The following is a 20,634-nucleotide window of genomic DNA, read 5'->3' as shown; positions in this document are numbered from 1 at the left end:
TAACTCTTGTGGCGGCGCGCCTTGGATCGTCCCAGGCCCACAAGCTATTCACACCCCGTTAACCAAACTGCTGCGCCCATCTGTCGCCGGAGGGGCGATTGTGGACGGCAATGAATTGATGCAAAACACCGCCATGATAATACAAATACTAAGTCTAAGACTTCTCTTTAGGGCTTTGGAAGGGAAGGGCGCGTGAGCGCTCCTGTCCATAAGCCGCTGCTCGCTGCAGTGCTGGGAAACCGCCAAGAGCGGCCACCAATCTGGATCATGCGCCAGGCGGGACGTTATCTGCCGGAGTACCGGGAGGTGCGCGCGCGCTCCAAGGGATTTTTGGACCTGTGCTACACGCCGGACCTGGCGGTCGAGGTCAGCCTGCAGCCGCTGCGCCGGTTCGATCTTGATGCAGCGATCATGTTTTCCGATATTTTGGTCATTCCCGATGCGCTGGGACAATCGGTTCGCTTCGAGGTCGGAGAAGGCCCGGTGCTGGACCCCATCACCGCAGAGACGCTTGGGACATTAAGACCCGAGCGCGTGCTGGAGCATGTGGCACCGGTGCTGGAGACCTTGCGGCGCCTGCGGGCGGCACTGGAGCCCCAAAAGACCCTGATCGGCTTCTGCGGGTCGCCCTGGACCGTGGCGACCTACATGATCGGTGGCAAGGGATCGCCTGACCAGGCGGCGGCGCGGCTGTTCGCCTTGCGCCATCCCGACGCCTTCGCCACGCTGATCGATATTCTGGTGGCGGCGAGCATTGATTATCTGGTGGCGCAGTTCGAGGCGGGCGCCGATGTGGTGCAATTGTTCGAGAGTTGGGCGCTCAATCTCGACGAGGTGGCGTTTGCCAGCCAGGTCATCGCGCCCAATCTGCGGATCGTCGAAGGCGTGCGGGCCCGCGTGCCCAATGCGCCGATCATCGGCTTCCCGCGCGGTGCGGCGGGCAATATCGCAGCCTATGTCAAAGCTACCGGGGTTAATGCGGTTGGCCTCGATTACGCGACGCCGCTGAAATTTGCGGCCGATCATGTTCCAGCTGGTGTGCCGGTCCAGGGGAATCTGGATCCGCTGCGGCTGGTAGCAGGCGGCGCGCAGATGGAAAATCGCGCCCGGGAGATCATTGCGGCCTTTGCCGATCGGCCGCATATTTTCAATCTGGGCCATGGTATCGTGCCGGAAACGCCGATTGAGCATGTGGCAAAACTGGTCGATCTGGTTAAGGGGAAATCGTCATGATCGAATGGATCAAGGCGCTGCATGTCATTTCGGTGATCGCTTGGATGGCGGGCATGCTCTATCTGCCGCGGCTGTTCGTCTATCACGCCAGCGCCGAAAAGGGCTCGGTGCAGTCGGAAACCTTCAAGGTGATGGAGCGCCGCCTGCTGCGCGGCATCATGACCCCGGCGATGATCGCAACGTTTCTGTTCGGCATTGGGCTGGTGAGTTCGGGTGTCGTTGACTGGTCGCAGGGTTGGCCCTGGGTCAAGGCGGCGTTCGTACTGGCGCTGGCCGGCTTTCACGGTTTTCTGGCGCGCTGTTACAAGGAATTTGCCGCCGATAAAAATGAACGGCCGGCCAAGTTTTTCCGCATGATCAACGAGGTTCCGACCGTGGCGATGATCATCATCGTCATCATGGTCATCGTTAAGCCGTTCTGAGTTGACCGCAGAGGGACGCGGATCAATCGGCCGGCGTTTCACGTGAATCCGTGCTGCGGTGTTGTTTCAATCTTGAAAGTGACGCCGGATCACGCTACATGCTGGTCAACGCATCAAGATTGTCTCGGCCTCCCCGGCCGCTGTGTGGTGCCTACCCATCCCAAATTTTCGACTCATTCCGATTTCCCTAAAGGGTCATCCACCACATGCAGAATATGAAGCTCAGTGAGCTCAAAGCCAAATCCCCGGCCGAGCTGCTGGTGTTCGCCGAAGAACACGAGGTCGAAAACGCTTCGACCATGCGCAAACAGGAATTAATGTTTGCCATCCTCAAGGAACTCGCCGCTAAGGATATCGATATCACTGGCGAAGGCGTCGTCGAAGTCCTCCCCGATGGGTTTGGCTTCCTGCGCTCCCCCGATGCCAATTACCTGCCGGGTCCCGACGATATCTATGTCAGCCCCAGTCAGATCCGCCGGTTCGGCCTGCGCACCGGCGATACGGTCGAGGGCGAGATTCGCTCTCCCAAGGAAGGTGAGCGCTATTTTGCGCTGCTCAAGGTTTCGACCATCAATTTCGAAGACCCCGAGGCGGTTCGCCACAAGGTCAACTTCGACAATCTGACGCCGCTTTATCCCGAGGAACGGCTTCGTATGGAACTGCCGGATCCCACGCTCAAGGATCGCTCGGCGCGAATCCTTGATCTGGTGGCGCCACTCGGCAAGGGTCAGCGCGCGCTGATTGTTGCGCCGCCACGTACCGGTAAAACCGTACTGTTGCAGAATATTGCACAGTCGATCGCCACCAATCATCCCGAATGCTACCTCATCGTGTTGCTGATCGACGAGCGGCCCGAGGAAGTCACCGATATGCAGCGCTCGGTGAAGGGCGAGGTTATCTCCTCCACCTTCGACGAGCCGGCATCGCGCCACGTCCAGGTCGCCGAAATGGTGATCGAAAAGGCCAAGCGCCTCGTCGAACACAAGCGCGACGTGGTCATCCTGCTCGATTCGATCACCCGCCTCGGCCGCGCCTACAACACCGTTGTCCCATCGTCCGGCAAGGTTCTGACTGGCGGCGTCGATGCCAATGCCTTGCAGCGCCCGAAGCGTTTTTTCGGCGCGGCGCGTAATATCGAGGATGGTGGTTCGCTGACCATCATCTCGACCGCGCTGATCGATACCGGCTCGCGCATGGACGAAGTGATCTTTGAAGAATTCAAGGGCACGGGTAACTCGGAAATCATCCTCGATCGCAAGGTTGCGGACAAGCGCGTCTTCCCAGCGCTCGACATCACCAAGTCGGGCACGCGTAAGGAAGAACTGCTGGTCGAGCCCGATATCCTCAAGAAGATGTACGTTCTGCGCCGTATCCTGACCCCGATGGGCACGATCGACGCGATGGAATTCCTGATGGACAAGATCCGCCAGACCAAGACGAATTCCGATTTCTTCGACTCGATGAACACCTAACAGAGCAAGGCGCGAAAAAGTGGTAACCGGTTTTTCGCACCAAGCCTTGCGGCACTAAGACATGCGCGACGGCGATACCATCGTCGCGCTGTCTTCGGGGGCCGTCCCCGCGGGCGTGGCGGTGATCCGGCTCTCGGGGCCCGATGTTCCCAATATTCTCAACGCGATAGCCGGCGGGGTCCCAAAACCCCGCCGTTTGACGTTGCGGCCAATAGGTACCGATACGGCGCTGGATCGCGGCCTCGTCGCGTACTTTGCTGCACCGCATAGCTTCACCGGCGAGGATTGCGCCGAATTGCAGGTGCATGGCTCACCCGCGGGCGTGCGGGCCATCCTGAGGCTGTGTACCAGCCTGGGCGCGCGGTTGGCGGAAGCCGGGGAGTTCACCCGGCGCGCGTTTGAGAACGGTAAGCTGGATCTGGTTGAAATCGAGGGCTTGGGCGATCTGCTCGATGCCGAGACCGAAAACCAGCGGCGCCAGGCCATTGCGCGGCTGGAGGGCGGGCTGACCGCTCAAGTCGATCACTGGCGCGACCAATTGCTGGATTTGCGCGCGGAAATCGAGGCGCGTCTGGATTTTTCCGATGAAGGCGATGTCGGTGAACTGCCAGCGAGCTTTGCGCAGAACCTCGACGCGCTGGCGCAGTCCATCGGCGCGGCGCTGGGCACGGTTGAGCGTGGCCGCATCGTCCGTGAGGGCCTGCGCGTGGCTTTGGCCGGCGCGCCGAACGTGGGGAAATCCAGCCTGCTCAATGCCCTGGCCAAGTCGGATATCGCCATCGTCACCGATGAGCCCGGCACCACGCGCGATGTGCGTGAGGTCCCCATCGATATTGGCAGCCAGTTGGTGATCTTCCTCGATCTGGCCGGCTTGCGAGAGACCGCGAGCAAGGCAGAAGCCGAGGGTGTTCGCCGCGCTCAGGCCGAAATCGAACAGGCGAACCTGGTACTTTGGCTGGTGGCGCCTGACGTGGCCGATGTCGACTTCATTGCCCCCTTCGGCGCACCGGTCTGGCGCATCGGCACCAAGTCCGATCTGGGCCGCTCGGCCGACTATGTTGATCTGGCCCTGTCGACGCAGTCGAAGGATGGTCTTGATGACTTGCTTGCGCGGCTGACCGCGTTTGCGTCGGAACAGTCCGGATCGGGCGAACCGATACTGGTCAGTCGCGAGCGCGATCGGGCCGCGCTGGATGAGGCCGGGACCGCCTTGTCGAGGGCCAAGCTGGCGCTCGGCGACCCGGAGTTGGCTGCGGAGTCGCTGCGGATTGCATCGCAATCCCTTGAGCGCCTGGTTGGGCGGATCGATGCGGAGCGCGTGCTGGACCGGCTGTTTGCCAGCTTCTGCATCGGGAAATGATTCACGTGAAACACCAGAAGCCCGATGTGAGACGCGCTCACATGGCTGCTTATTAGACGCGCGAATTGATTCACGTGAAACATTGGACTATTGAGCGCGCTCGGAGATCTGCACCATGAGCGACTATGCCGTCATCGTTGTTGGGGGAGGCCATGCCGGCTGCGAGGCCGCTGCGGCCTCGGCACGTCTCGGTGTCCCGACGGCACTCATCACCCATAAGTTCAGCACCATTGGCGAAATGAGCTGCAACCCCGCCATTGGCGGTCTTGGCAAGGGCCATCTGGTGCGCGAGATCGACGCGCTCGATGGCCTGATGGGCCGCGTCGCCGACGCCGCTGGCATTCAGTTCCGGGTGTTGAACCGCCGCAAGGGCCCTGCCGTGCGGGGTCCGCGCGCCCAGGCCGATCGAAAGCTCTATAGGCAGGCCATGCAGGCGGCTATTACGGCACAGCCCGATCTCGACGTGATTGAGGGTGAAGTCGACGACATCGAGGTGACGGACGGCGTCGTGTCCGGCGTTGTGCTGCTGGACGGTCGCCGCTTTGGCACCAAGGCGGCGGTGCTGACCACCGGCACCTTCCTGCGCGGCCTGATCCATCGTGGCGAGGAAACGACGCCGGCCGGCCGCCTTGGCGAAAAGCCGGTTCTCGGCCTGTCGACGCGGCTGGAGGAACTGGGCCTGCAGTTGGGCCGCCTCAAGACCGGCACGCCGGCACGACTTGATGGTCGCACGATTGATTATTCGGTGCTGGAAAGCCAGCCGGGCGATACGCCGCCCGAGCCGTTCTCGGCGTTTACCGCCGCGATCACCACGCCGCAGGTCTCCTGCCATATTACGCGGACCACGACTGAAACGCACCGGATCATCAGCGATAATATTCATCGCTCCGCAATGTATTCAGGGCGAATCCAAAGTCGAGGACCGCGGTATTGCCCGTCGATCGAGGACAAGGTGGTTCGCTTCGCCGATCGCGACAGCCATCAGATTTTCCTGGAGCCTGAGGGGCTTGACGATCCGACCGTCTATCCGAACGGGTTGTCGACTTCGCTGCCGGCGGATGTGCAGGAGCAGTTTCTGCGCTCCATGCCGGGGCTGGAAAACGTCACCATCATCCGGCCCGGCTATGCGATCGAATATGACCATGTCGATCCGCGCGAGCTGAAGCTGACGCTCGAGGTAAAGCGCCAGCCGGGTCTTTACCTCGCAGGCCAGATCAATGGCACCACCGGCTATGAAGAGGCCGGCGCCCAAGGCCTGCTGGCTGGCGCCAATGCGGCACTGGCGGCAGCCGGACGTGAGGCCCTGACGCTGTCGCGGACCGAAAGCTACCTCGGCGTCATGGTGGACGACCTGGTGACGCGCGGTGTCAGCGAACCTTATCGTATGTTCACCTCGCGGGCCGAGTTCCGGCTGCATTTGCGAGCCGACAATGCCGATCAGCGGCTGACGTCGCTGGGCCTGGCTACCGGGCTGGTGGGTGAGGAACGCGCTGCGCATTACGAGGCCAAGGCTATCGCCCTGGAGAGTGGTCGCAAGCAGCTCAAGGGCCTTTCCACGACGCCGAATGCTGCTCGCAAGGCTGGTATCGACGTCAATGAGGACGGCAAGGCGCGAACCGCCTTCGAACTGCTGTCCTATCCGAGTGTTGAGCCGGCAGACGTCGCCCGACTTTGGCCGGAAGTTGCGGCAATTGCGCCGATGATCATGGATCAGCTCGTGGTGGACGCGCAGTATGCGGTCTATCTCGATCGGCAGCGTGCGGATATCGAGGCGGTGCGGGGCGATGAGCAACGGGCGATCCCCGATCAGCTGAACTATGCCGATATTCCAGGCCTTTCGGCCGAGTTGCAGCAGAAGCTGGCGACGCAGCGTCCGCAGACCATCGCGCAGGCGCAGGCGATTGACGGGATGACACCGGCGGCGATTACCTTGATGCTGTCGATCATTCGCCGCGGCTCGCTGCGCAAGGCGAGCTGATGCAAGAGCACGAGCAGGCGATTTCCGCCTATGCCGAGTACCTGTCGCGGCCAGTTTATGAGGTCGCGGCCGATCTGGAATCTTATGCCCGGCTTTTGCGGAAGTGGCAGAAGGTTCAGAATCTTGTTTCACGTGAAACATTGGACGCCGTATGGACACGGCACTTTGCCGACAGCCTGCAGGTTCTAAAGCTGCTGCGCCCGACCGATCGGCTGATCGTGGATATGGGTAGTGGGGGCGGTTTTCCGGCGCTGCCGCTGGCAATTGCGCTGAAAGGTGTCCTAGTCAAGTTCGTGCTGGTTGAGCCAAACGGCCGCAAAGTCAGCTTTCTGCGGACGGTGGCACGGGAGCTTGGACTCGCGGTCACGGTTGAGTCGCGGCGCAGCAATGAACTTGATTCACGTGAAACTGGCGCGGTCGACGTGATCACCGCCCGTGCCTTGGCGTCGTTGAATGAGCTTTGCGCCATGGCACGACCGCTGTTTGGGCCGCAGACCAGGGCCATTTTCCATAAAGGTCGTGAACATCTCGAAGAGTTGGCCGAATCGCGTTTGGTCTGGGACCACGACGTGGTAATACTGCCCAGCGACACCGATCCGAACGGCGTTTTGCTCGAGCTTTCCAATTTAAGCTTGAAAAACAGGTAGTTAGCGGCAATCTCCTGGAGAGTACCTTGGCGCCTCGTATTTTGACTTTGGCGAACCAGAAGGGCGGCGTTGGTAAAACCACGACTGCGATCAATCTTGCGACTGCTCTCGCGGCGGTTGGCGAGCGGGTGTTGATTGTCGACCTCGATCCGCAGGGCAATGCCTCGACGGGCTTGGGGATTTCGCGCAATGACCGCGAGGTTTCGGCGTATGACCTGATGGTCGGCGAAGCCACGGTTGCGCAGGCCGCGATCATGACCAGCGTGCCGCATGTGGCGATCGTGCCATCGACGATGGACTTGCTCGGCGTCGAGCTGACCATTGCCGGGCAGGGCGACCGTGCTTTCAAATTGCGCAATGCTTTCAAGGGTCTGCATGAGTTGACGATTACTGGCAAGCCGGTGAGCTATGTGCTGATCGACTGCCCGCCGTCGCTGAACCTGCTGACTGTGAACTCGCTGGTGGCCGCCGATGCGGTGCTGGTGCCGCTGCAATGCGAGTTTTTTGCGCTCGAAGGCTTGAGCCAACTGCTTCAAACCATTGAGCAAATTCGTTCGACGCTGAACCCAAAGCTGTCGATCCAGGGCGTGGTGATGACCATGTTCGACAAGCGGAATAGCCTCAGCGAGCAGGTGTTGCAGGACGTGCGCAGCGAGATGGGCGATCTGGTGTACGAGACGGTCATTCCGCGCAATGTGCGGTTGGCGGAGGCGCCATCCTATGGCAAGCCGGCGCTGCTCTATGACTTGAAAAGTGCCGGCAGTCAGGCCTATCTGCGGCTGGCGACCGAAGTGATCCGCCGCGAGCGGCAGTTGAACGCGGCATAAGGACAAGCGAGCATGAACGACAAACCGACACGTTTGGGCCGCGGCCTTGCCGCCCTGATTGGCGATATGGCGGTGCTAGAAGGCGGCCGCGTTACCGACGGGCAGGGCGGCGTGAAGCGGCTGCCAGTGGACGTCATCATTGCCAACCGTGCCAATCCACGGCGGACATTCAATGCGGACCAGCTTGAAGAGCTAACCAATTCGATCCGTGAGAAAGGCATCATGCAGCCGCTGCTGGTGCGGCCGAGCGAAGATCCCAATATTTTCGAGATTATCGCTGGGGAACGGCGCTGGCGCGCAGCGCAGCGCGCCGGCCTGCATGACGTACCGGTTATTGTGCGGGATGTGGGCGACAAGGAAGCGCTCGAACTCGCCATTATTGAGAACGTGCAACGCGCCGATCTAAATCCGCTTGAAGAAGCAATGGGTTACGGGCAGCTGATCGAACAGTTCGAATATACGCAGCAGGATTTGGCACAGGTGATCGGCAAGAGCCGTTCGCACGTCGCCAACACTTTGCGTTTGCTGCGACTGCCCGAGGATGTGCGGGAAATGGTGGCGAGCGGTACGCTGACGGCAGGGCACGCGCGGACGCTGATTACGGCTGACGATCCAGCGGCGCTGGCGCAGCAGATCGTGCGTGGCGGGCTTTCCGTCCGCGATGCGGAGGCCCTGAGCCAGCAGCGCGACGTGCCGGCGCGGGCCAAGCCGAACAAGGATGATCGCGACACCGATACGGTGGCGCTGGAGCGCCGGCTGTCGGATGCGCTTGGTCTATCGGTGTCGCTGGCGCATGGCGAGCGCGGCGGCAAGCTGGAAATCCGCTACAAGACGCTGGAGCAGCTCGACGGGATTTGCCTCAGGCTGACTGGCACGAACTAACTGCGTTTCACGTGAAACGCGACGTTTCACAGAACCCCCACTCTTGATTTCTCCCACAAGGGCGAGGGCGTCGACTGTGGTTTCCGTGAAAATCCTTACACGGCAATATCTTATGCGGCGCGCGCGTCAGTGCGTCGCGGCGGTCATGCAGAGCGACAGCAGGACCCGGCGCATGGTGGCTTCTGCTAAAGAAGGCCGGCGGCGACTGTCGGCGGTGGCCTGGAGCAGGCGCTCGGAGGCGGTGGCCAGCGCGTGGTCGGACCAGAGCCGGACCTGCTGTTCCAGGGTGCCGGTGCGCGAAAAATGCGGCTTGGGGCGGGCATTGTTGACCGCGTCGCGCGCGCTTTTGCCGGCATCGACCTCGCTCCGCCAGCGCCGGAGCGCGGCAAAATGCAGATCGGCGGAGCGGAGCAGGCGCTGTGGGTCCACGGCCGAGGCCAAGGCCCGGTTGAGGGCCAATTCCAGCTTTTCGGCATGGCCCGAGCCGGTGGAATCCAGGATCGTATCGATCACCAGCGCGCCATTGTCGGCGCAGAGCAGCAAGACGTCGTCGGCGGTCAGCGTTTTGGTCGTGGCGGCATAGAGGCAGAGCTTTTCCAGCTCGCGCCGGGTGATCTCGCGATCATTGCCGAGGATTTCGCGCAGCACGGGCACCACATCATTATCGACGCGGATTGCCTCCTTGGCAAAAGTGTCGCGTATCAGGGTGATCAGGGTCTCGTCGCTGTCGGGGTAGCAGGGCAGGGCCCGGCCAAGGCTGGCGGCCTCCACGAGGGCCCGCAGGGCGTCCTTGGGCAGCAGATTACCCGCCTCCAGCACGATGACGGCGCCGGCCGGATCGTCGCGCAGCTCGGTCAGGGTCATGACCATAGATTTGGTGGCGCCGCGCACGCGGATGATGCGCTTGCCGCCGAAAAGCGAGACCGATTTGGCCTCCATGGCCAGGATCGACGGGTCGGCATCGACTTCGCTGCCGTCGAGAACCACCAGGCTGGCCGATTGCGGATCGTCGCCGGAGAAGTAACGCACCAGTTTTTGCGCGGTTTCCCGAACCAGGCCGGCATCAGGACCGTAGACGAGGAAGATTCCCTCGCTCAGGTCGGGGCGCGCCAGGTAGCGCGCCACCTCGTGGGCCTTGAGCGCCGTCATCAGCGCGTCAGCGTCGCCAGGATCGCCAGCCGGAGCGATTCGGCCGCGGATTTGGCGGCGCGTTCGGAGGCTTCGGTATAGGCCGACTGATCGTTCAGGATTTGCGCGCCGGTCTGGTAGTTCGCTGTCGCTCTACGCGTCAGCACCAGGGGCTTGGCCTTGGGATCGTTGTTTTGCTCGATGGTCAGTGTCGCCGTCACCGTGACTTCATAGGTCTTGTTGGGGTTGGCGGTGACGGTGTCGACTAGGGTTGTCCCGCTCGCGCTGGTCGATACGGTTGCCACAGGCGCCGTCGGCGATTTGCCGAAGCGTAGGGCCAATTCCTGAATGACAACCTGGTCGAGGCGGCTGGTCGGTGCAGCAAAGGCCAATTCGAGATTGGGGTTTTCGGCGAGACGCCCGCTATAGACGGGCGTCAGCGTGCAGGCGGCAAGCAATGGTGTGCCAACCAGTGCGATGGCCGAAAAGCTCAGGATTTGCAGGCGTTTAGACCACAACATTGACGATCCTGTCTGGTACGACGACGATCTTTTTAGGCGCGTTGCCATCCAGAATGCGGACAATTTCGTCCAGAGACAAGACCAGGGCCTCGACATCGGCGCTGGCGGTGCCTTTGGCGACGACGATTTCGGCCCGGCGCTTGCCATTGATCTGGATCGGCATGGTCACGGAATCATCGACCAGCAGGGCCGGATCGACGTCCGGCCATAGCGCGTCGGCAACGAGGCCCGATTTGCCCAGGGCCTCCCAGCAGGTTTCGGCCAGGTGCGGCATCATCGGGGCCAGCAGCTGGATCAGTCGGGCGACGCCATCTTCCAGTGCCGCAAGGCGCGAGGAGGGGGCTACGGCGGCGATGCCGGAGGCGCGTACCAACGCATTGGTCAGCTCGTAAATCTGGGCCACGGCGCGGTTGAATCGCAGGCCCTCGATGTCCTGGCTGACATTGTGGACAGCGCGATGGGCGGCTTTGCGCAAGGCCTTTGCTTCATTGTCATCTGATTCACGAACAGAGTGCGCGGACTGTTTCGTGATCTCGATGGTTTCGCTGACCAGCCGCCAGATGCGTTGCTGGAAACGGCTGGCGCCTTCGACACCGGCCTCGGTCCATTGCACATCGCGTTCGGGAGGCGAATCCGAGAGCATGAACCAGCGGGCGGTATCGGCGCCGTAGCTGCCGACGATCTCGTCGGGATCGACCACGTTCTTCTTGGATTTGCTCATCTTTTCGATCGAGCCGATGGTGATCGCCTCGCCCGAATGCAGGTGCAGGGCCTTGCGGTCCTCGCCCAGCGTTTCGATGATCACCTCGGCAGGCGCGACCCATTCGCCGGCAGGCGATTTGTAGGTCTCGTGGGTCACCATGCCTTGGGTGAACAGGCCCTTGAACGGCTCATCGATGCCGACGTGGCCGGTGGCCTTCATGGCGCGGGTGAAGAAGCGCGAATAGAGCAGGTGCAGGATCGCGTGTTCGACGCCGCCGATATACTGATCGACCGGCAGCCAGGCATTGGCCACGCCCGGAATGGTCGGCGTCGCGGCCTCCGGCGCGGTGAAGCGGGCAAAGTACCAGGAACTGTCTACGAAAGTGTCCATGGTGTCGGTTTCGCGTCGCGCCGCTCCGCCGCATTGCGGGCAATGCACGTGCTTCCAGGTGGGGTGACGATCGAGCGGGTTGCCGGGCTGGTCGAATGTGACGTCCTCGGGCAGCACGACCGGCAGGTCCTTCTTGGGCACGGGAATGGTGCCGCAGACTTCGCAATGGATGATCGGGATCGGTGCGCCCCAATAGCGCTGGCGCGAAATGCCCCAGTCGCGCAGGCGATAGTTGACCTCGACCGTGCCCTGCGGCTTGCCGTCAATGGTCAGCGCAGCGAAGTGGGCCGCAGCGGTCTTCTTGGCCTCGTCGATGGAGAGGCCATCGAGGAACCCGGAATTGAAGATGTTGCCAGCGTCAACATAAGCCTCGTTGCCCACGGCGAAGTTGGCTGCATCGGCGTCGGGCGGCAACACCACCGGGATCACCGCCAGGTCGTATTTTCGGGCGAAATCCAGATCGCGCTGGTCATGCGCTGGGCACCCGAAAATGGCGCCGCTGCCGTATTCCATCAGCACGAAATTGGCGACGTAGACGGGCAGGGTGGCGCCCGGCTTCACCGGGTGTTTCACGTGAATCTGGGTGAAATAGCCCTTCTTCTCGGCCTTTTCGATCGCTTCGGTCGCGGTGCCCTGGCGGCGGCATTCGGCGACGAACTCGGCGAGAGCCGGGTCATTGGTGGCCAATTGGGCGGTCAGCGGGTGGTCTGGCGACAGCGCAATGAAGGACGCGCCGAAAATGGTATCGGGGCGCGTGGTGAAGACCTCAATGCTGCTGGCATCGGCCTTGTCGTTCGGCACGACCTCGAACTGCAGGCGCAGCCCTTCCGACTTGCCGATCCAGTTGCGCTGCATGACGCGCACCTTTTCGGGCCAGTCGGTCAGGGTATCGAGCCCTGCCAGCAGGTCCTCGGCGAAATCGGAAATCTTGAAGAACCACTGCGTCAGCTCGCGCTGCTCGACCAAAGCGCCGGAGCGCCAGCCGCGGCCGTCGATGACCTGCTCATTGGCCAGCACGGTCATGTCCACGGGGTCCCAATTGACCTTGGACTTTTTGCGCGTGACGAGGCCCGCCTCGAGGAAATCGATGAACAGGGCCTGCTGGTGCTGGTAATATTCCGGCTCGCAGGTGGCGATTTCACGGGTCCAGTCGATCGACAGGCCCATGGATCTGAGTTGCTCCCGCATCGCCGAGATATTCTGGCGGGTCCAGGCGCCCGGATGCACCTTGCGCTCCATGGCGGCGTTTTCGGCGGGCATGCCGAAGGCGTCCCAGCCCATGGGGTGCAGCACATTCTTGCCGCGGGCGCGGTGATAGCGCGCCACCACGTCGCCCATGGAATAGTTGCGCACGTGGCCCATATGGATGCGGCCCGACGGATAGGGGAACATCTCGAGGACGTAGTACTTTTCACGGGCATCATCGTCGCGCACGACGAAGCTCTTGGCCTCGTCCCACACTTTTTGCCAACGGGGTTCCATTTCGCGCGGATTGTAGCGTTCGCCGCTCACTTTTTAGTCCTTGAAGGGTCGACAGCAGCGCCAGGAAAAGTCGGCGCGGCTTGCGTTTGCTGGGGATTTTGGTTACCGGACCATCATCAGAATTCCCCCCCAAGGTCAACACAAACAGGGCGAAAGCGTGGAGCAGGCAGTAAGCGACGCTCAGGATCGACTCAGCGAAATCCGCGCGCGGATCGAGCATGCGCAGCAGCGCTTTGGCCCGCCAACGGCGAGCGTGGCGCTTGTCGCCGTGTCAAAGACCTTCGAGGCGCATGAGATCGAGCCGTTTCTGCTGGCTGGGCAGCGCGTGTTCGGTGAAAACCGGGTGCAGGAGGCCGCGGACAAATGGCCGGGGCTGCGCGAGCGCTACGGCGACGTCGAGCTGCACTTGATCGGGCCATTGCAGACCAACAAGGCGCGCGAAGCGGTGGCGCTGTTCGACTGTATCCAGACGCTGGACCGCGACAAATTGGCCGTGGTGTTGAAGGCCGAGATGGAGCGCGCGGGCAAGAGAATGCCCTGCTTCGTGCAGGTCAATATCGGCGGCGAAACGCAAAAGAGCGGCATCGCGCCCGCCGAGGTCGCTGCGTTCGTGGCGCGTTGCCGGACGGTGCATGGACTCGATGTGGTTGGGCTGATGTGCATTCCGCCCGATGGACTGCCGACCGGACCTTATTTCGCGCATCTGGCGGTGCTGGGCGCGGCTGCTGGGGTGCAAAAGCTGTCGATGGGGATGAGCGGGGATTTCGAGACCGCCATCGCCATGGGCGCCACCCATGTGCGGGTCGGCTCGGCATTGTTCGGATATCGCCTAAAAACTTGATGCCGCCTGCAACTCTTGTTGCTCCGTGCCGTTGCTGAAATGTAACGCCGATGTGATTGGCCGGTCCAAAACAGGTCGCAATAGTGTGACCGATGGCAAGTCTGATCGAAATTGTCCGGAGAAAACAATGAATAAGCGACGCATTCTGCTGGTAGATGACGATGCGGATTTGCGCCAGACTATTGTGGACCAACTGGCCCAGCACCGGGAATTCGACATTCTTGAAGCCGGTAGCGCTAATGATGCGCTCAAAGTCACGCGCGAAAACAATATTGACCTGATGATCCTGGACGTCGGACTGCCCGACATGGACGGACGCGAGGCGGTCAAAGTGCTGCGCACCGAGGGGTTCAAAAGCCCGATTCTGATGCTGACCGGCCACGACAGCGACGCCGACCAGATCCTGGGCCTGGAATCGGGCGCCAATGACTATCTGACCAAGCCGTTCCGCTTCCCGGTGCTGTTGGCGCGTATCAATGCGGCACTGCGCCAACACGACCAGAGCGAGGACGTGGTTTTCACCATCGGCCAATACAGTTTCCAGCCGGCAGCCAAGATGCTGGAGGCCAATGACGGCGGCAAGGTTCGCCTCACCGATAAGGAAACCTCGATCCTGAAGTATCTCTATCGCCAGGGTCCCAAGACCATCACACGCGACGTGCTGCTCAAGGAAGTGTGGGGGTATAATAACCGCGTCACCACCCACACGCTGGAGACACATATCTATCGCTTGCGCCAGAAGATCGAGCGCGATCCCTCCAATGCACGCCTGCTGGTGACCGAAGAGGGTGGATATCGCCTCGTTCCTTAGGCTTTAGGTAAAATTTCCGTTCAGAGCCGGGAAAGAAATGCCCTATAGGATGAACAGCGTCGGCTGATTTCCAGGTCAGCGGGCGATTGTGCTCATCCGGGCTAGGGGCGTATGCGATTTGACAATGCGGCCGGCGTTCTTGCGCAGGCCGAATTCTTCGATATTTGCGACGACGAGCAGCGACGTCTGCTGGCCTTTGCCAGCGAACGGCGCAGCTTTGCCCCGGACGAAGTCATCTACAAGGCCGGCGACGTGCCGGGCGGCGCCCATGTGCTGGCGTCGGGCACGCTTAAGGTCAAGCCCGAGGGGCAGGGCGCGCTGGGCAAGCCCTACGCCATCAGCGAGCCCGGCAGCGTGGTTTCCGCCATGGCGCTGATCCTGCCCAAGCCTCGCCCCGTGACCATTACGGCCGTGATCGACTGCGAAACCCTGTTCGTGCCGCGGCAGGCGTTTCTGAAATTGCTGGAGCAGTCGCCGGACCTGGCGCAACGCGCCGTGGAGCGCATCCAGAGCGATCTTGGGGCGTATCTGGGGGCGCTGGAGCCGATGGGCGCCAAGATGCGGGACGGGAAGTAGGAGCCGACCTCGCGCACTCCTTGAGCAAGGCCCTGGTGCGCATCGTGTCGCGGCAACATCTTCCTGCGGGCTTGACCGGCCGGCCTTCCGCCGCAAACACGAGCTTATGCGCGCTTGGTCAGTGACCCACGGGTCAAGCCCGTGGGAAGATCGAGATTGCGGTAAGCTCCGGCTCTAAAGCCCCGCAAACCGTGCAATGACCGGCACATGGTCGCTTGGCTGCGGAGCATAGCCGCGGAATGCCTTGATGATTTCGGCGCCGATGCTGTGTTCGGCGACGTCGCCCGTTGACCAGATGTGGTCGAGCCGACGACCCTTGTTGGCGTTTTCCCAATCGGCGCTGCGATAGCTCCACCAGGAATAGAGCTTCTGGTCATAGGGGACGTGCTTGCGCACCAGGTCGACCCAGGTGTGGCCGCCATTGAGGATGGCGTTGAGCGCCTCGGTTTCAACGGGCGTGTGGCTGACGATCTTGAGGAGCTGCTTATGGCTCCAGACGTCGTTTTCATGCGGGGCGATGTTGAAATCGCCGGCGATCAGGTGGCCGCGCTGGAAGATCGGCTCGGCAAACCAGCTCGTCAGCTCGTTGAGGAAGCCGAGCTTGTGCTTGAACTTGGGATTGATCTCGGGATCGGGCTCATCTCCGCCGGCGGGAATGTAGAAATTGTGCAGCGTCAGCGGACCGTGGCCAAGGTCGGTCAGCGCCGAGACGTGGCGCGATTCGGGGATTTCGCAGAACACGCGGCTCGATACGTCAGTCAGCGGGAACTTCGAAACGATGGCGACGCCGTGATAGCCCTTTTGCCCATGCACTGCCTGGTGGGGATAGCCGGCCTCGGTGAGGGCATTGGTCGGAAACTGGTCATTGGTGCATTTGATTTCCTGCAGCATCAGCACGTCGGGCTGATACTTCTGCAGAAAATTCAGCACCATGGGCAGGCGCAGACGAACCGAATTGATGTTCCAGGTGACGACGGCAACGGACATGCTTTTGGGACTTTCAGACGCGGGACTTCTTTATGGCCGCAGCCTGACAAGGGGTAAAGCCGGAAATGGCGGGGCTACTGCCAAGGGGTGTCATGAGCCGTCATATTGCTCCGACCTCGCCCCATCCCGATCTTCCTGCGGGAAGGCGGAGTTTGGGGTCCCAAGTAACAAAAAACCCGGCCTTGCGACCGGGTTTTTCAAACTCTTATCGAAGGCGAGATTACTCGGCCTTGGGCTCGGCAGCGGCGGCTTCTGCAGCAGCGGCCTGTGCGGCGGCAGCAGCAGCGGCTGCGGCTTCGGCGTCCTTGGCTGCAGCTTCAGCGGCGAACGCCTCGGCAGCGGCAATCTTTTCCTGCTCGCGGGCGTTCTTGGCTTCGAGAGCTGCAGTGCGCTCGACGGCCTCGATCTTCTTGGTACGCGAATTGGTCGATTCGAAAATACGGGCGGATTTACCGCGACGATCGCGCAGGTAGTACAGCTTGGCGCGACGCACCTTGCCGCGCTTGAGAACTTCCACCGAAGCTACGTTCGGGGAGTAGAGCGGGAACACGCGCTCAACGCCTTCGCCGTACGAAATCTTGCGCACGGTGAAGCTTTCGGTGATGCCGCCGCCGGTGCGGGCAATCACGATGCCCTCATAGGCCTGCAGGCGTTCTTTTTCGCCTTCGCGAATCTTGACCCACACCTTGACGGTATCGCCGTGGGTGAATTCGGGAAGGGTGCGCTTGGCGGCCAGCGCCTCGACTTGTTCGGCGTTGATCTGCTGAATGATATTCATGTGATCCGTCCTGATCTTTTCAATGGAGCATTGTTCGGGAAACTGATCCCGACTGCCCGGTCTTGGTTACAACGGAGGTTTTTTCGTCTTTTTGTTTTGTGCACGACGGGTCCGAATAGCCCATGCGCGCGATAGTAGCGGCGCTATAGGGGAAAAAAGGGCCGGAGTCTATGGGGTTTTGGCCGATTTGTGACTGTCGGGGCTTACTTCTCGAGTAAATCCGGGCGCCGCGCCTGCGTCAGCGTCAGGCTCTGTTGCTGCCGCCACTTAGCAATTTTCCCGTGATCGCCGGAAGTCAGCACAGCGGGTATCTCAACGCCCTCAAAACTCTGCGGCCGCGTGTAATGCGGGTATTCGAGCATTCCGTTTTCGAAACTCTCGTCGGCATGGCTTTCGGCAGCGCCGAGGACCCCCGGGATCAGCCGCACAATCGCTTCCAGCAGCACCATGGCGGCGACTTCGCCCCCGGCGAGCACATAGTCGCCAATCGAGATTTCCTCGAGCTGGCGGGCATCAATGACGCGCTGGTCGACACCCTCGAAGCGGCCGCAGACGATGACGGCGCCGGGGCCGGCGGCCAGTTCGCGGACGCGGGCTTGGGTCAGCGGCTTGCCGCGTGGCGACATCAGGATGCGCGGGCGCGGGTCGCCAGCCGGGGCCACAGAATCGATGGCGGCGGCCAGGATATCGGGTTTCAGCACCATGCCGGCGCCGCCGCCCGAGGGCGTGTCGTCAACCGTGCGGTGGCGGTCGGTGGCGAACTCGCGCAACTGCGTCGTTTCCAGCGACCACAGGCCGTCGGCCATGCCACGGCCGATCACCGAAGCGCCCAGGGGGCCGGGGAACAGGTCGGGGAACAGCGTGATGATCGAGGCTGAAAAGCTCAATTGGGCTCTTCTTCCTCGCCCCATTCGGTCTCGGTGGGGGCGACGATGGTCAAAAAGCCCTGGTCGATATGGATGGCGGGCACGACGGCCTTGGTGAAGGGGTAGAGATAGGTGTCGCCCGACTGGGTATTGCGGATTTCGATCAGGTCGCCAGCGTTGAAATTGGGGATGGCGGTGACGATGCCGATCACCGTGCCGTCCTCGAGCCGAGCTTGCAGACCCAACAGGTCGGCATGGTAAAAGTCGTCCTCATCCTCGGTATCAGGTAGGCGCGAGCGGTCGACGAACAGCGAGACGCCATTGAGCAATTCGGCGGCGTTACGGTCATCCACGCCCTTGAGGCGGGCGACAACCACGGTTTTCTGCACCCGCAGATTGGTGATGGTGACGGTCAGTCCCGCCCGGTCGGTTTCCAGCGGCCCGTAGCCGGCAATGGCCTCGGGATCCTGGGTATAGGGCGTGATGCGCACCTCGCCCTTGATGCCATGGGCGCCCCCGATAATGCCCATCAGCAGGCGATTGGAATTGGTCATGCGATCACCATTGGCTTGCCCCACCACTGACGGCCAGAGGATGTCGAGAGGTCCCTGCCGTCAAGACGAAAAGGGCCCCGATACGAGGTATCGAGGCCCTGCATCAAAACCCCAGAGGGTCTTACTCAGCCGGAGCTTCTTCGGCCGGGACTTCCTTGGGGGCATTCTTGGCGGCTTCGGCAGCAGCGGCAGCCGCAACGCGGGCTTCAGCGCGCTCGGTTGCCTTAGCGCCGGGGATAGCCTTTTCCGGGTTGTTGCGGGCTTCGCGCTTCAAGAGGCCCGCGGTATCGAGGAAACGCAGCACGCGGTCGGTCGGCTGGGCGCCGACTTCGAGCCAATGCTTGGCGCGATCGGTGTTCAGCACGACGCGGATTTCATTGTCCTTGGCGAGCAGCGGGTTGAACGTGCCCAGCTTTTCGATGAAGCGGCCATCGCGGGGCGAGCGGGCGTCGGCAACGACGATGTGGTAGAATGGGCGCTTCTTGGTGCCGCCACGGGCCAGACGAATCTTGAGAGACATATTTTTGGTCCTTTAGATGGAGTTTTGGGGGTTACTTTTTCTTGCCCAGGCCGGGAAGGCCGGGGAAACGGGGAGCGCCACCAAGGCCGGGCAGGCCGGGGGCGGATTTGAACAGGGCGCCGACATCGGTCGGCAGTTTGTCGGCGAGCTGAGGCTGGGCGGGAGCGCCCATGCCCTGCTGGAGCTGTTTTGGATCGATGCCGGCCTGGCGGGCCATGGCTTCGAGCTGCTTGGGGTCCATCTTGGAGAGATCGGGCATGCCGCCCATCATCCCACCCATCTTGCCGCCGAACATGCCGGCCAGCGAGCCCATGCCGCCTTTGCTGACCTTCTTCATCATGTCCGCCATCTGGCGGTGCTGCTTGATGAGCTTGTTGATCTCGGAAACTTCGACACCGGCACCCGAGGCAATGCGCTTGCGGCGGCTGGCATTGAGAACGTCCGGTTCGGCGCGTTCCTTCTTGGTCATCGAGCCGATGATGGCGATCTGGCGATCGAACACCTTTTCGTCGATGTTGGAATTGGCCATGGCCTTTTTCATCTGGCCGACGCCGGGCATCATGGCCATCAGGCCATTCATGCCGCCCATTTTCTTCATCTGCTGCAGCTGCCCGCGCAGATCGTCGAGGTCGAACGAGCCCTTCTTGAGCTTCTTGGCCATCTTCTGGGCGTCTTCGGCCGAAACGTGCTCGGCGGCGCGCTCGACCAGCGAGACAATGTCGCCCATGCCGAGAATTCGGTCGGCGATGCGCGAGGGATGGAAATCCTCCAGCGCATCCATTTTTTCGCCAGTACCGATCAGCTTGATCGGCTTGCCGGTCGCGGCACGCATCGACAGGGCTGCGCCACCACGGCCATCGCCGTCTACCCGGGTCATGACGATGCCGGTGATGTCGACGCGCGCGTCGAACGAACGCGCGAGGTTCACCGCGTCTTGGCCAGTCAGCGCATCGACCACCAGCAGCACTTCGTGCGGATTGGAGACGGCCTTGATCTCGGCCGTTTCGGCCATCAGCTCTTCGTCGATATGTGTGCGGCCGGCGGTATCCAGGATGAGGATATCGAAGCCGCCCAGCTTGCCTTCGCGCGCGGCGCGGCGGGCGATCTGCACCGGGTTTTCACCGGCAACGATCGGCAGCGTGGCGACGCCGACCTGCTCGCCCAGCACGCGCAGCTGTTCCATGGCGGCCGGGCGGCGGGTATCGAGGGAGGCCAGCAGAACCTTCTTGTTCTGCTTGTCCTTGAAGCGCTTGGCGATCTTGGCGGTGGTGGTGGTCTTGCCCGAGCCCTGCAGGCCCACCATCAGAATGGTGACGGGCGCCACGGCATTGAGGCTGATCGGCACGGCCGCTTCGCCCAGCACGGCGACCAGTTCGTCGTGGACGATCTTGACGACCTGCTGGCCCGGGGTGACCGAACGGGTGACCTCGACGCCGATGGCGCGGTCGCGCACCTGCTCAATGAAAGCGCGCGCTACTTCGAGAGAAACGTCCGCTTCGATCAGCGCGCGGCGAATTTCGCGCAGCGCCGCATCGACGTCGGCTTCGCTCAGCGCGCCGCGGCCACGTAGACCATCGAAAATTTTGCCAAGCCGGTCGGAAAGGCTCTCGAACATATTTTTGGTCCTTGTCTCTTCGGGGTATCCGACGAGATATG

20 protein-coding genes are annotated in these 20,634 nt (G+C 61.9%); 11 read left to right on the top strand and 9 right to left on the bottom strand.

The annotated features are described in order from the left end of the window. Window positions 1–192: 192 nt before the first annotated feature. The 8 genes from hemE to JWP26_RS09245 all read left to right on the top strand — a co-directional run bounded on the left by hemE (window position 193) and on the right by JWP26_RS09245 (window position 8,821). A complete protein-coding gene (gene hemE, locus JWP26_RS09280; RefSeq protein ID WP_299726187.1) occupies window positions 193–1,233 on the top strand; it encodes a uroporphyrinogen decarboxylase in 1,041 nt (346 codons plus the stop codon). Continuing rightward, a complete protein-coding gene (hemJ, locus tag JWP26_RS09275) occupies window positions 1,230–1,655 on the top strand; it encodes a protoporphyrinogen oxidase HemJ (RefSeq protein ID WP_299726185.1) in 426 nt (141 codons plus the stop codon). Before hemE ends, hemJ begins: the two co-directional genes overlap by 4 nt. Window positions 1,656–1,861: 206 nt before the next feature. Next, entirely contained in the window at window positions 1,862–3,127 is a 1,266-nt protein-coding gene (gene rho / locus JWP26_RS09270) for a transcription termination factor Rho (protein ID WP_299726183.1), read from the top strand. Window positions 3,128–3,188: 61 nt separating this feature from the next. After that, window positions 3,189–4,487, top strand: a complete 1,299-nt coding sequence (mnmE, locus tag JWP26_RS09265; protein ID WP_299726181.1) for a tRNA uridine-5-carboxymethylaminomethyl(34) synthesis GTPase MnmE — start codon at window positions 3,189–3,191, stop codon at window positions 4,485–4,487. A gap of 115 nt (window positions 4,488–4,602) precedes the next feature. Next, complete coding sequence (gene mnmG / locus JWP26_RS09260) at window positions 4,603–6,465, top strand: tRNA uridine-5-carboxymethylaminomethyl(34) synthesis enzyme MnmG (protein ID WP_299726179.1); 1,863 nt, start codon at window positions 4,603–4,605, stop codon at window positions 6,463–6,465. Then, window positions 6,465–7,112 carry a 16S rRNA (guanine(527)-N(7))-methyltransferase RsmG gene (gene rsmG / locus JWP26_RS09255; RefSeq protein ID WP_299726177.1) on the top strand — a complete coding sequence of 216 codons (648 nt, stop codon included), beginning with the start codon at window positions 6,465–6,467 and terminating at the stop codon, window positions 7,110–7,112. The genes mnmG and rsmG overlap by 1 nt, the downstream gene beginning before the upstream one ends. A gap of 26 nt (window positions 7,113–7,138) precedes the next feature. Further along, window positions 7,139–7,939, top strand: a complete 801-nt coding sequence (locus tag JWP26_RS09250) for a ParA family protein (RefSeq protein ID WP_299726174.1) — start codon at window positions 7,139–7,141, stop codon at window positions 7,937–7,939. 12 nt (window positions 7,940–7,951) lie between these two features. Further along, entirely contained in the window at window positions 7,952–8,821 is an 870-nt protein-coding gene (locus JWP26_RS09245; protein ID WP_299726171.1) for a ParB/RepB/Spo0J family partition protein, read from the top strand. 126 nt (window positions 8,822–8,947) lie between these two features. On the opposite strand, the gene holA is transcribed toward JWP26_RS09245, so the two are convergent. Genes holA through leuS form a run of 3 tightly spaced genes read right to left on the bottom strand, consistent with a single transcriptional unit; the run spans window position 8,948 to window position 13,075 of the window. Continuing rightward, the gene (holA, locus tag JWP26_RS09240) at window positions 8,948–9,970 is read right to left on the bottom strand and encodes a DNA polymerase III subunit delta (RefSeq protein WP_299726169.1); all 1,023 of its coding nucleotides are present in this window, start codon (window positions 9,968–9,970) and stop codon (window positions 8,948–8,950) included. Continuing rightward, entirely contained in the window at window positions 9,970–10,470 is a 501-nt protein-coding gene (locus tag JWP26_RS09235) for a hypothetical protein (RefSeq protein WP_299726167.1), read from the bottom strand. The genes holA and JWP26_RS09235 overlap by 1 nt, the downstream gene beginning before the upstream one ends. Beyond that, window positions 10,457–13,075 carry a leucine--tRNA ligase gene (leuS, locus tag JWP26_RS09230; RefSeq protein WP_299726165.1) on the bottom strand — a complete coding sequence of 873 codons (2,619 nt, stop codon included), beginning with the start codon at window positions 13,073–13,075 and terminating at the stop codon, window positions 10,457–10,459. The genes JWP26_RS09235 and leuS overlap by 14 nt, the downstream gene beginning before the upstream one ends. Window positions 13,076–13,202: 127 nt before the next feature. Between leuS and JWP26_RS09225 the strand changes: the two genes are divergently transcribed. From JWP26_RS09225 to JWP26_RS09215, 3 genes are all read left to right on the top strand, one after another. Next, on the top strand, window positions 13,203–13,886 hold the full coding sequence (locus JWP26_RS09225) for a YggS family pyridoxal phosphate-dependent enzyme (RefSeq protein WP_299726162.1): 684 nt from the start codon (window positions 13,203–13,205) through the stop codon (window positions 13,884–13,886). A 127-nt stretch (window positions 13,887–14,013) separates the two neighbouring features. Then, window positions 14,014–14,697 (top strand): response regulator transcription factor, encoded by a 684-nt coding sequence (locus JWP26_RS09220; protein ID WP_299726159.1) that lies wholly within the window; start codon window positions 14,014–14,016, stop codon window positions 14,695–14,697. A gap of 111 nt (window positions 14,698–14,808) precedes the next feature. Then, complete coding sequence (locus JWP26_RS09215) at window positions 14,809–15,273, top strand: cyclic nucleotide-binding domain-containing protein (RefSeq protein WP_299726156.1); 465 nt, start codon at window positions 14,809–14,811, stop codon at window positions 15,271–15,273. Between the two features lie 174 nt (window positions 15,274–15,447). On the opposite strand, the gene JWP26_RS09210 is transcribed toward JWP26_RS09215, so the two are convergent. The 6 genes from JWP26_RS09210 to ffh all read right to left on the bottom strand — a co-directional run bounded on the left by JWP26_RS09210 (window position 15,448) and on the right by ffh (window position 20,593). Further along, the gene (locus JWP26_RS09210; RefSeq protein WP_299726152.1) at window positions 15,448–16,260 is read right to left on the bottom strand and encodes an exodeoxyribonuclease III; all 813 of its coding nucleotides are present in this window, start codon (window positions 16,258–16,260) and stop codon (window positions 15,448–15,450) included. Window positions 16,261–16,480: 220 nt separating this feature from the next. Beyond that, window positions 16,481–17,038, bottom strand: coding sequence for a 50S ribosomal protein L19 (gene rplS, locus JWP26_RS09205; RefSeq protein WP_299726149.1), 558 nt, complete (start codon window positions 17,036–17,038; stop codon window positions 16,481–16,483). A 203-nt stretch (window positions 17,039–17,241) separates the two neighbouring features. Next, the gene (gene trmD, locus JWP26_RS09200; RefSeq protein ID WP_299726146.1) at window positions 17,242–17,925 is read right to left on the bottom strand and encodes a tRNA (guanosine(37)-N1)-methyltransferase TrmD; all 684 of its coding nucleotides are present in this window, start codon (window positions 17,923–17,925) and stop codon (window positions 17,242–17,244) included. After that, the gene (gene rimM / locus JWP26_RS09195; RefSeq protein ID WP_299726143.1) at window positions 17,922–18,458 is read right to left on the bottom strand and encodes a ribosome maturation factor RimM; all 537 of its coding nucleotides are present in this window, start codon (window positions 18,456–18,458) and stop codon (window positions 17,922–17,924) included. The genes trmD and rimM overlap by 4 nt, the downstream gene beginning before the upstream one ends. Before the next feature lie 121 nt (window positions 18,459–18,579). Further along, window positions 18,580–18,978: a 30S ribosomal protein S16 gene (gene rpsP, locus JWP26_RS09190; RefSeq protein ID WP_299726140.1), complete on the bottom strand. Its 399-nt coding sequence runs from the start codon at window positions 18,976–18,978 to the stop codon at window positions 18,580–18,582. A gap of 31 nt (window positions 18,979–19,009) precedes the next feature. Further along, window positions 19,010–20,593 (bottom strand): signal recognition particle protein, encoded by a 1,584-nt coding sequence (gene ffh, locus JWP26_RS09185; RefSeq protein ID WP_299726136.1) that lies wholly within the window; start codon window positions 20,591–20,593, stop codon window positions 19,010–19,012. Between the last annotated feature and the right edge of the window lie 41 nt (window positions 20,594–20,634).

It is taken from the genome of Devosia sp. (genome assembly GCF_028290435.1).
GTDB lineage: Bacteria > Pseudomonadota > Alphaproteobacteria > Rhizobiales > Devosiaceae > Devosia.
This window is presented reverse-complemented; position numbering and strand designations above follow the sequence as displayed.